This is a genomic window from Nocardia sp. NPDC057663 (assembly GCF_042799895.1).
In the GTDB taxonomy this organism is placed as follows: domain Bacteria; phylum Actinomycetota; class Actinomycetes; order Mycobacteriales; family Mycobacteriaceae; genus Nocardia.
Genome location: NZ_JBHVHX010000012.1, coordinates 48,993 through 59,919, shown reverse-complemented (window position 1 = coordinate 59,919; position 10,927 = coordinate 48,993). Strand labels below are relative to the sequence as shown.

Genomic DNA, 10,927 nt, shown 5'->3' with positions numbered 1-10,927 from the left:
GCGGTGGGGTCGCGTGGGTCTGGTGTGTGGCCGGTCTACGGCGATGGTGCGTCGCCGCAGGCCGGTGACTGGCGCTCGGCTCAGAGCCGCACGGTGGCAGGATCGCCCGGTGCGGGCGCCGGTGGGGTGCGATCGGTTCGGTTGCGCAGCTGGCTGACGCGAGTGGTTCGGGTAGCGACCGGGGCGCACCTGCGGGATCGGTGTGCGAGTGATGGTCGACGGTCAGGTGGCAGGCGAAGGCAATCGTCACGGGTGGGATCAAGCGTGTGCTCTGGCACGGTGGTGCCCGCCAAGGGGACTTCGCGAGTCGGGGTGTCACCGTTCGGCGGCGCGGTGCCGGTGTCGTTCTTGGGCGCAGGGGGCGACGGGCCGGATCGCCTGTGCGGTTCCGGTTTCGATGTGGCGTTCGCTGCTGTGGATGCGGTACTGCCCAATAAGCGTGCGCCCGTTGCGGAATCGGCCCTGGTTGCCGCGCAGGCGGCCACTCGTCCCCGGACCGTGGTGCCGACGTCCGCATCGACAGCCAGTCCGGAATCGACGCGAAACATTCTGTGGCACAGCACTACAGGCCGGTACGGGGGTGGCGATGGCGATCGGACTGCTCTGCTGCGCGGTGGCGGTGCTGATGCTTCCCGCTGCGGGCGATCGGCGGCGCTTTCGTCGGCTGTTCGATGCGGGCGGTGCGCGTGCGGCGAGACGGATACCTGTGGAGTGGTGTGCAGGAATCGGACTGGCGTGTACGGCCTTCGCGTTCGGGATCGGGACGGGACTGGCGGCGCTCATGGTGGGCGTCACCGTCGCGGTGCGGAATCGGCGCGGTCGTGGTGAGCGGGCCCGTCGAGCGGAGTGCGGTCACCTGTTGGCCGGGCTCGAGGCCGTTGTCGGCGAACTGCGGGTGGGCGCGCATCCGAGCGCGGCGGCGGAGGCCGCGGCAGCCGAGTCGCGGGGCGAGACTGCACGGGTACTCGGGATCAGCGCGGGGCGCAGCAGACTCGGCGGCTCCGGTGCCGACGGTTGGCTCCACCCGGATTCGATTGTCGCCGAGGAACTGTCAAGGATCGCCGTCGCCTGGCGGGTGGCCGAAGAACACGGCCTCGCCCTCGCCGAGCTGCTGGCCGCGGCGCGAACCGACCTACTGGGCCGCGTTCGCTTCCGTGACCGAACCGAAGCGGCTCTCGCGGGAGCCCGCGCCTCGGCCACCGTCCTGGCCGGCCTCCCGCTGGTAGGCATCGGCCTCGGCCAGCTGATGGGCGCGGCTCCCCTGACGGTGCTCTTCGCCTCACCCGCCGGTGAACTTCTCCTACCGCTCGGCACGGCCCTCGCCTGCTGTGGATTGCTGTGGACAGATGTGATCACCCGCCGGGGAACGGCCTAACCGGTGGGCATCCGATTGTGCCCCGGTTGCACGCCGTCGACGACGCTGTGCACAACCAGCGGGACACGGTCGAGAGGGGGCACACGGTCGAGCTGTGGCTGTGATCGGCTGGGCCACGGCGCTGCTGCCCGGCAGTTCGATTGGTCGAAAACGTCATGGGGAGGGATTGCTGTGCAGGACATGGTGGGTGCGCCTTCACCTGTCGCGCTGCTGGTCGCGGCGGTGGCTGTGGTTGTGTTGCCGGGGCGGGTGGCGGTGAGCCGGCGGGTGCGTGCGCTCGGGCGGTCGCCGACGGGTGCGCCGGAGACAGCGCGCGGCACGTCGGAGGTGGATCCGCTCGGGTCGGCATCGGCGTTCGATCTGCTGGCCGCTTGTCTACGGGCTGGGCTGCCGATGGCCGCGGCGGCGCGGGCCAGTGCGGGGACGGCGCCGCCGGTGCTGCGGGCGGCACTGCTGCGCGCAGCTGATCTGCTGGCGCTCGGTGCTGATGCGGCGACGGCGTGGGAGCGTGCCGCGGCGGATGCGGTCGGGTCGGCGGGCGCCGACGAGGTCGAGTCGCTGGCCAGGATGGCGCGGCGCTCGGCGCGTTCGGGGTCCTCGTTGGCTGCGGCCGTCGGCGAACTGGCGGACCAGCGTCGTGAAGCAGTGGAAGACGCGGCCGTCGCGCGCGCCGAACGTGCGGGCGTGCTGATCGGCGGGCCACTCGGCCTGTGCTTCCTGCCTGCCTTCGTGTGCCTCGGCATCGTCCCGGTCGTGATCGGCCTGGCCGATCGGGTCCTCGGCGACGGCGGACTGCTGTGACCGGCCTCGGCGAGGCCGGCGAATCGTCACCGCGCGGATCGGCCGCGTGGTGTGGAAGGAGAGGGGATCACGATGACGTTCGCACGCGCCGCATATATAGGGGCGAAGGAGCGGCTCACGCGCCTACTGATCGACGACGACGGCATGTCCACCGCAGAGTACTCGACTGTTGGAGATTACACCCCATACCTTGGGAGTGTCGCGAAGTGGAGCTAGGGCAGGGCGTACCCCGTACCGCGTTGGATACGGGATCACCTCACGCCTCGGTCGGACAGCTACGTTCCGCGTCGGTTGGTATGAACACGCGCCAGGGATTATCAGGCGCGTCAGGGCCGGGATACTGCACGAAGCTAGGAACGCACGGGGGAATCCCGCTATCCATGCCAGCAACCACGCTGAGACCGTCCGGGCCTGCCTTCACCGGTCAGCTTCGTGTCATCGGAAAGATTGCATCTGCCCCACAACGGGCGACGGCACCCGGGGTGAGCGGGCCCACCCGTAAGCACGGGCGCACGCACAGCGGCGGGTCTGTCGATACCTCGCGATACGCTGTGCGTACGGTGCGGAGTCTGCTAAGCCCAGGTTCCTCGCCTAGACCCCGGTCGGCATTGCGAGTGCCTGCCGGGGTCGTTCTGTACCGGCCAACGTACAGGCCGGACAGCAGTCAAGCAAACACCCATGCCGAACCGGTTGGCCCGTCAGTGGCCCGGGTGGGCCCGAACGACTTCCCACGTACGGCCGTTGCGGCAGCGAGCAGTCACGGGCGGCAACGGAACGCAAGCGATGACGAAGGCGTCTAAGTCGTTGCGCAACAAGCGAAACGCGGTCTCGCGCCCGTACGTCTGCCCCACCATGAACAACTGGAACAGCGGGTCTTTCACCACCCAAGCGATACCCCGGTCGGCGGGCTCCGCCTTGCTCAGATCAACCACGGTGATCAGGCTAGCCCCGGCCCGGCCCTACCGGCCGGGCCATTGACAGCCTTACCGGCGACGACTCTTCGCCGTCTGTTTGTTCTGCTCGAAGGTGTACGCGCGCATAGCACCGTTGATGTTCTCGGTTTGGAAGGTCACGTGCGGCTGACGGGCAGCTGCCGCGAGCTCACCCGCTGCACGCTCTAGCCGCTCGATCGACGCCGGGGCATACGCACCCGCCGGAGGATCCAAGCTCGCACCAGCGGTGAACTGTGCAAGCTGAGACGGGCTGTTGAAGATCGGTTCAGGCTTGCTCGACAAGTTCACGCCGACCTCACCCGGCATCAACCAGCCGCCGGAGTCGAACACCTTGGCGTTCAACGCCCACTTGGGGGTGTCACCGTTGTAGCCCTGCTGCTTCATCACATCTGTGAGGTTGAAACTTCCTACCGCACTTAGGATTTCGGCAACATTGCTTGTGCCGTCGTCGTCTGTGTCGCTGTTCGCCAGCGAGACGACTTCGTCGGCAACGTCCCACCAGTGAGAGTCGGCCACGGCGTCGGGTAGGAAGATTTCCTTCGCGGCGTCGAACAGGACACCAGCCGCCGACGAAGCGGCGTTGGTGAAGATTCCACGCACCGTGGTGGCCGCCGAACTCTCGGAGTTCGACACGGCGTTCGCTTCCTCCTGAGCCTTCGCTAGGTCCTGGTCAGCCTTGGCCTTGTCCAGGTCCGTGCTGCTCGGATCGTCGTAGACCTCGTTCCGTGCGGCGTTGGCTTCCTCGACCGCTTGGAGCGCGTCGATACGGGCGGCCTTCTCGACGTTGTACGCCTCCGTGAGCGCGGGGGCTTGCGGAGCGACCCGCTCCCCGCCTTCGGTGGTCCCTTGCTTGTCCTTCTGGGCTTGCTTGTCGACCGCCTTCGCTTCGGCGTCGTCCACGTCCAAGTCAGCTCGACGGCGTTCGGAGTCTGTGGAGTCCGCGTTGCCGTAGACCTCATCCCGGCGTTCCCTGGCCTCCGTGACAGCGATCCGGGCGCGCTCTAGGTCGCGCTCGTCCTGGTCTGTCCACTCCACCAACTTGCCGCCGGTCGTCAGAGAGCCATAGCCCTTGATCAACTCGTTCGGTAGGTGGAACTTCCACGGGAACTGTCCGTCTGTCGCCTTCGCCCGGTTACCGCCGACACCAGAGGTACCGAACGCTCCGCCGGACTCGACAGCGAGACCGGCCAGAGTTCCGGCCATGTGGTCTTGCGACACACCGACCTTGAACCAAGTACCGGCCGGGCCTAGGCCGGACTCAAGCCCGGACGTAGCTCCGTCAAGCAACGACATCGTGGTGTACAGGCGCTTGGTGGGGGCTTCGACTCCCATCAAGATTTGCTGCAACCAGCCGACGAAGCCGGAGCAGTCGAACCGGGTCGGCCCGACGCCGCCCCAGTCATAGAGGTTGCCCTCAACCGACCGCGCCGCGCTTACGGCTTTGGTCACGTAGTCGGGGGTGCCACCGGCAGCGAAGGCCAAGCCGCCCGCTTTGGCGCGGGCCCGTAGACCCAGCATCGCGCCGTGTCCTCCGGCCGCTGCCACTTCCTCCGCTGTCCAGACGTGTTCACCAGCCGACAGCAACGCAGGGACGCTGTCCGAAGTCGGACCACCAGGGCCAAAGATCGGACCACCGGCCGCGCGCTGTTGCGGCAGCTTCATCGGAGCGCGCCACTCGCCGGAGGCCGTAGCCTCCGCGTACGTCACCTTGACTGTCTTGTTCGCGGGAAGCGCGTTGATCTTGGCTAGAAGATCGTCAACCTTCGAGATCACCGACGCCACGTTCGGAGCATCGACGCGGAACACACCCGGTTTCCCGGCGACTTCCTCGACCTTGCCACCGGCCGCCTGAATGTCACGGATCACTTGATCGGAGCCAAGCAGCTTCGTGTCAATCGTTAGTTCGTTGCGGCCCAACATGGTTCGGATCGTCGTCAGGTCTTGCTTTGCCTCCGTCGCGCCCTTCAACGCAATCAGAAGCTCAATCTTGGACGGCACATATCCGGCCGATTCAGCAAGCGCTTTCATCTGCTCGACAGACAACCCGGTCGCCCGCGCGAGGTCGGCCAGAACCGTTTCGTTCCTCGCGAACACCGGGCCCAGGTCGCCACCGGCAGCGCCAACCCTCAACGTCTCGTCTCGAAGCTCTAGAAGCTTCGTCCGGAGCTTGTCGCCGTTCTCTGTGGTGGTGTCGATACCACCAGTGACCTTGTCCACCAGAGACTCGCCGAAGCCGTCCGAAGCGTCCCAAGCGGCTTTAGTCGAGTCGGTGACATCGCGAATCGCCTTGTTGTAAGACTGCATCGCGTCTTCGAGTTCGACCGGCTTCCCGCTGATCGCGTCAAGCGCTTGTTTCAGCGAGTTCATGCGGTCGTCGGCCGTGGCCGACTCGTCGGCAAGCTTCCTCACCGCATCCGACAACGAACCAAAGCCCGGAGTCGAGTTCTTCGCCGCGTCGGTCGCGGTCTGAATCTCGGCACGGGTCCGCTTGATCGCGGCCACCACGTCGGCCCCGGCGTCGCCGGTCGCCTCAAGGGCACCGATCAACGTGGAGTACTTCGCGCCGCCTTCGGCAACGATCTTGCCTAGGTCGTCCATCTCCAGGCGTTGTGCCGACAGCGCATTTCGAAGAGTGTCGTTCTGGTCGATCGAACGTTGCACCGCCGCGTGTTGCGCGTTCACCTCGGAGGCGTTCCACGTGAACACGTGCTTCTGCAAGCTGATCCACCAGTGTTGGCCTTCTTTGGCCGTCTCTGTGATCGACGCTAGGTTCGCCTGCACCAACTTGGAGGCAGCAGAGATGCCCGAAGCATCCAAAGCACCGTTAGAGGCCGCTACAGCGTCCTTGAACGACGTCTGAGCCTTCGCGCCCTTCACCACAGCGTCGGCTAGTGCTTGGTGCACCCGCTTCGCTTGGTCGGCGGCGGAAAAATGGCCCATCAAGCCGACACCGGCAGCGGCTAGAGCAATGCCCCAGGGACCACCGAGCATGGACATAAGCCCACCCACCGAGTTACGAAGCCCGGCCATAGCCGTAGTCGCAACAGCCTGCACACGACCACCGAACGCGAGAGCCGAAGCGGCACCGCGCATCAAGGCGGCGTTCAGGCCGGTAGTGCTCACCGCGGCTTGTGTGGCGAGAGCAGAGAACCGCGTCAGTGCCGACGAAGCCTGGTTGGCGGCGTAGGTCTCGGTAGCCCACGCACGCGCACGCGCGAGACGACCGGAGATCACACCAGGCGTAACCGCTACCTCGCGACCGATGGACGCTAGGTACTCACGGATGGCAGCGTTGTGCGCCACCAGAGCGCGGGAGAGAGCTAGCTGTGCGCTGATCGTGGCGGGTGCCAGCATCGAGCGGAAGGCCGCCATAGCCTCGAAACCGACGTGTACGGCTTTGGTCGCGACCATCGCGCCGACGTACGCGTACAAACCGGCAGTGACCAACCACGTGTTGTCGGCAACCATGGCAAGTTGTCGGCCGAAGAACTCCAGGACTTCGGCACCGACGACGCCCGCGTCTCCGAGCATCGACGCCAGCGACCGGCCAACCGTGTTGGTGGCGTCGGCAAGCTTGCGGAACGTTTGAGTCAGGGTCTGGCCGATGCCCTCGACTTCGGTGTATCCGGAACCGTCGATCTTGCCGCCGCGTAGAGCCTCGAACATGCCCTTGATCCCGTCCAAGTCCTTCGACTTGACGGCATCCACTAGCTTTCCGACAGCGCTACGGAACCTAAGGATGTAGTCAACGACTTTCGAATCCTCTTCGAATCCGAAAGTCATATTCTTGCCCAGGTACCGGCCGTCTTTCAGCAGGGAGAAAATACCTTTGAGGCCGTCAGTAGCGTACCTAGCTTTGACGCCGAACTTTTCCCAGTTCGACGCCGGGCCCTCGATACTCTTGCCGTGCGACTGGAACGCCGCACCCATCTCGGTGAGGCCGTTGGCAACGTATTTGGCCGCTTTCTCAACATGCGGCTTTACCTGGTCGGCCCATGCCGTAATCCCGGCAAGGCTCGACTTCGCCATATCCAGGAACGGCGACATAGCCGCCTCACCGATACGGCCTAGGGCCGCCTGCATGTTCTTCCACGATCCGCGCAGAGTCTTACCCGACTCCAGCGCGGCACCGCCAATATTTTCCTCGATCACACGGCGGAAAGTGGCAGAGTCCACTTTGCCGTCTTTGACCATTTTAGAGAGTTCTTCGGCAGACTTGCCGTATTCCTGCTGCAACCACTGAAAAATAGGAATGCCGCGATCGGCAAGCATATTCAGATCGTCTGTATACGCCTTGCCACTGGTCTGCACCTTGTTAAAAATGCTGCCCATTGTTGCAAGGTCGGTGCCCGCGATCGTGGCAGTGTCACCAACTACTTTTAGGTAGTTGGTCAGCGCCTCACCTTGCTGAATTCCGGCGGCTACCGCAGAGGCCGCCGCCGTAGCGGCTTCGCCCATACCGAACGCGGTACCCCGCACGGCCGCGTTCGCACTCGCCATAATCGACGCAACGCCCTGGGCTTCGTGGCCCAGACCGGCTAGCTTTCCTTTCGCATCGTCGATGGCGACCATGCGGGTAAAACCCTTGCTGATCGCGGTACCGATAGCGGCACCCGCGATCAAGCCAATACCGGCGGCAGCGGTCTTAAACGTTGTCCCGACACCGCCCGCGAGCTTGGCTCCGATTCCTTCGCCTGCTCGCTGCGCTTGTGGCTGTAGGCCGGTAAGTGTCTTATTGACCTCACCGGGGATTTTCGAAGACTCGACTACCAGGCTTACATACGCGGTAGCGAGTTCAACACCATTACCGGACACTTATAGCCATCCTCGGCGTTGTAGATACTGCCGGGTGTAGTCGTCTTTGATTTCGACTTTGTGCCGGTCGCCGAATTTCTTCGCCGCGTACGCTTCGCCGCGCTGGCGTGCGGTCGGCTGAGTTTCTTCGTTGACGTTCTCGTCAGTCATTGGTTTGTGTCTCTCTGAGTAAGCCGCACCGATGGCACCGCGAGGTGTCCGCCGGTAGCGGTTGAGTTTTAGGGCTTCGGCCGGTAGTGACACCGGCCGGGTAACACAGAAACCGGTGTGTCTCCCACATGGAGGGCCGCCGGATAATGTCACGGTGACGCGGGCCGCCGCCGACAGGCAGCGACCCGAACACGGCGTACACCGGGCACGAACACGCGCCAGGACTACCGGCACTCATCCCGAACCCGTAGCGTCACCGCCGGGTGAAACTCACCGGCGTTCATGCGCTGTTCGTATTCGCCGGGGCTCCGAGTCCACAGAGTCTTCGCGGCGTGAAACTCACGCTCGAAGAAGTCTCGACGCTCCGCAAGGTGGGCGGAAAGCTCACGCTCTGTCGGCACCCAGAGTGCGCCGCCGCGCTTCACAATCTCCACAAGGAAAAAGTCAATATCAACCGTCCACGGAGAAAACCCGTCCTCGTGCGAGTAACCGAAGTTCGGGAACACTTCGTCAAGATTCTTGATAATCGCGTACGACGAGTACGGGATATCGCGGCCACCGGCCTTGCCCTTCTTCGCCCGCTGCCAAGTTTCAGCCCAGCGGCTACCGCTGGAGGTGTGCACGGTTGTTTGTGCGGCACGGAGCCGCCCGTATTCTTTGCGTGCCTCCTCGACCTTGAGCCACGCCTCACCGGCACCTAGCCGGATAGCTTCGAGCGGATCATTCGCCGCACCAAGTTCCTTGACGGCGGCCTGTAGTTTGTCGACAACGGCGGTCATTCGCTCACCGAGCACGGCTAGGATTTCCTCGCCGGACTCGGTCACAAGATTCTGAACCTTGTCATGCGCGACACTGCGTAGAGAAGTGACCGCATCAATTTGAAGCTTGACCGCTTCGCGCTCGACCGCTTTAGCTGCGATCGAGTCAAGCCACGACGGCGGAATCTTCCCAGTGCCCAGGATCGTTTCCGGAGTAAGCCCGTCTGTAAGCTCTGCCCGCTTTTGCGTCAGACTGTCGAGCATTGCGCTCGCTTCGTCCGCCACAGCGACAGCATCACTGAATCCCGGCCGCGATTCGAGCGCGGCCCAAATCTCAGGGTCACGTGCGTACGAACGGAGTTGCCCGCTTGCCCAGGCCGGAATATTCGTCATTGTCATCTAGTTTCAAGTCCTTTGTTGCAGGTGTCGCTACACCTGAAATGAGTGAGTGAATTCGAAGGGCTATTAATGCCCTCTAGCGAGCCCGTAGGCCGCTTTTCTCCGCCTCGGCGGCATTCCCCTACCCCCACTCCCCCTACCGCGTGCGTGTGTGGACGCTATGACAGAGAATATGACGTGCCTGCCATGGGGGAGGGGTAACCCGGTGGGGTGGGGCCCGGCGGATATAAGAAACCGCGGGCCCTTGTCCGATTAGTAGCCGGACATTCTTTCGATTTCCGCGCTGGTATCAATCCAGCCGGTTTGCACCAGTCGAGCTAGCCGCGCATTGTCGGCGGCTTCGCTATACACAGTGCCGGTGTCTTCGTCTTCGTACATGACTACCTTTGCCTACTACTGCCGGAGGTGGCCGGAGTATCCAGACTCCGGCCGGACCTACCCGGACTAATCAAAAACCTTGCCCGTCTAAGGGCCGGAATACCCGAGCCCTACCCGAGTGACCGGCGACGCCTGTACGTCGCTCACAGAGCCATTCAGGCGGCTTTATCGCCACCTACGCGAGAACAGCTCGAAGGATTCTTCGCGAGATAGAACCTCTCCGCCTCCGGCTTCTCGGACTCGCCGGTATTCCACCTTGGCCGGATTGTCGTACCACGCATCGAACGCTTCGCGTTTCTGCGCATCGGTCGGGTTCTTCAACCGGCCGTATTCACTGAGCCAGCTAGCCACTATTCACCACCTAACCAATTCCGTAGCTTTCTTAGTTGTCGATTGCTTCGGCGGCCCGCACTAGGCGGTACGCCGCAATGCAGTTGGCGCGGTATCGTGCCGACGACGCACGCGCACAGCGCTTGCACGTACGGTTCGAATACCTATCAGCGGCACTGTTGATTACGTGCCCTTTGCTGCACATAGACATGTGCCGTTCCTCTCTATGCAATAGCGTCATTGCAGGTGCGCAAATAAAAGACGCCCCAGTGTGGGCGTCTAGAAAGTTTGAAAGGCACCGTACATACCCGGTGCCCGTCCCGAACTCCGCTGTGCAAGGGGAACAACAACCCTCATCGCATAAGCTCAGGAAACCTTGCAGTGTTCGACGTAGAGACAACGTTCTTTCTCCTGCAAGGGAGACTGAGCCGACCGGGGTAGCGATTAGCCGGTCGGCGTCGGGAGCCGCACGCTCACCCACTAAGGGCGTGCGTCTCAACCGCTCACGTGTATATAGGCGTGACAGCCGTGACAAGATTTTGCAAAAGCCCAGGTGGACTAAAATGAGAGTGACGAAGCTCACGGAAACTAATTCCGGAGCGCTCCCTCCCTACACTTGTATATACCTTCTACTGGTTCTACCGGTTTCGACGTTTTCCCAGGTGAACAGAATTCGCCGTGACGGACGTCACCCAGAAACGGCAAAGGCCCGGCCTTCGTGGGGCCGGGCCTCTCCGGGGTATTCGATTGGCAGACCAGACTAGGTTTCTGGTTCCGCCAACGATCGTAGGTCATTGCCGGATCGTGGATTTAGGTGATACGGGACTCAGGCCGGCGGCGACCCCGTACCTAGCTTGATCAGGCATGCAACCGCAAGGTAGGTGAGACACCCTCTCCGAGCGACGGCAGGCAGCAAGAAGCCCCCGGTAGCTGACGGCTGAATCCGGGGGCTTCGTAGTCATCCGTGC

The 10,927-nt window shown here is 63.5% G+C and carries 7 protein-coding genes; 2 read left to right on the top strand and 5 right to left on the bottom strand.

The genetic code is table 11. The features are described 5' to 3' along the window. Positions 1–586 precede the first annotated feature (586 nt). Both ACFVAV_RS23385 and ACFVAV_RS23380 read left to right on the top strand, forming a co-directional pair. The gene (locus ACFVAV_RS23385; RefSeq protein WP_379037260.1) at positions 587–1,375 is read left to right on the top strand and encodes a type II secretion system F family protein; all 789 of its coding nucleotides are present in this window, start codon (positions 587–589) and stop codon (positions 1,373–1,375) included. A gap of 180 nt (positions 1,376–1,555) precedes the next feature. Then, positions 1,556–2,176 (top strand): type II secretion system F family protein, encoded by a 621-nt coding sequence (locus ACFVAV_RS23380; RefSeq protein ID WP_379037379.1) that lies wholly within the window; start codon positions 1,556–1,558, stop codon positions 2,174–2,176. A 698-nt stretch (positions 2,177–2,874) separates the two neighbouring features. On the opposite strand, the gene ACFVAV_RS23375 is transcribed toward ACFVAV_RS23380, so the two are convergent. The 5 genes from ACFVAV_RS23375 to ACFVAV_RS23355 form a co-directional block, all read right to left on the bottom strand. Then, positions 2,875–3,108 carry a hypothetical protein gene (locus ACFVAV_RS23375; protein WP_379037259.1) on the bottom strand — a complete coding sequence of 78 codons (234 nt, stop codon included), beginning with the start codon at positions 3,106–3,108 and terminating at the stop codon, positions 2,875–2,877. Positions 3,109–3,159: 51 nt separating this feature from the next. Continuing rightward, complete coding sequence (locus ACFVAV_RS23370) at positions 3,160–7,944, bottom strand: tape measure protein (protein ID WP_379037257.1); 4,785 nt, start codon at positions 7,942–7,944, stop codon at positions 3,160–3,162. Next, complete coding sequence (locus ACFVAV_RS23365) at positions 7,945–8,094, bottom strand: hypothetical protein (RefSeq protein WP_379037256.1); 150 nt, start codon at positions 8,092–8,094, stop codon at positions 7,945–7,947. Between the two features lie 224 nt (positions 8,095–8,318). Then, complete coding sequence (locus tag ACFVAV_RS23360; protein WP_379037255.1) at positions 8,319–9,245, bottom strand: hypothetical protein; 927 nt, start codon at positions 9,243–9,245, stop codon at positions 8,319–8,321. Between the two features lie 258 nt (positions 9,246–9,503). Next, a complete protein-coding gene (locus tag ACFVAV_RS23355) occupies positions 9,504–9,629 on the bottom strand; it encodes a hypothetical protein (protein ID WP_379037254.1) in 126 nt (41 codons plus the stop codon). Between the last annotated feature and the right edge of the window lie 1,298 nt (positions 9,630–10,927).

Bases quoted from the DNA above. Each gene is read 5' to 3' on its own strand.
- ACFVAV_RS23385 (WP_379037260.1), top strand. From the start codon at position 587: ATGGCGATCGGACTGCTCTGCTGCGCGGTGGCGGTGCTGATGCTTCCC.
- ACFVAV_RS23380 (WP_379037379.1), top strand. From the start codon at position 1,556: ATGGTGGGTGCGCCTTCACCTGTCGCGCTGCTGGTCGCGGCGGTGGCT.
- ACFVAV_RS23365 (WP_379037256.1), bottom strand. From the start codon at position 8,094: ATGACTGACGAGAACGTCAACGAAGAAACTCAGCCGACCGCACGCCAG.
- ACFVAV_RS23360 (WP_379037255.1), bottom strand. From the start codon at position 9,245: ATGACGAATATTCCGGCCTGGGCAAGCGGGCAACTCCGTTCGTACGCA.
- ACFVAV_RS23355 (WP_379037254.1), bottom strand. From the start codon at position 9,629: ATGTACGAAGACGAAGACACCGGCACTGTGTATAGCGAAGCCGCCGAC.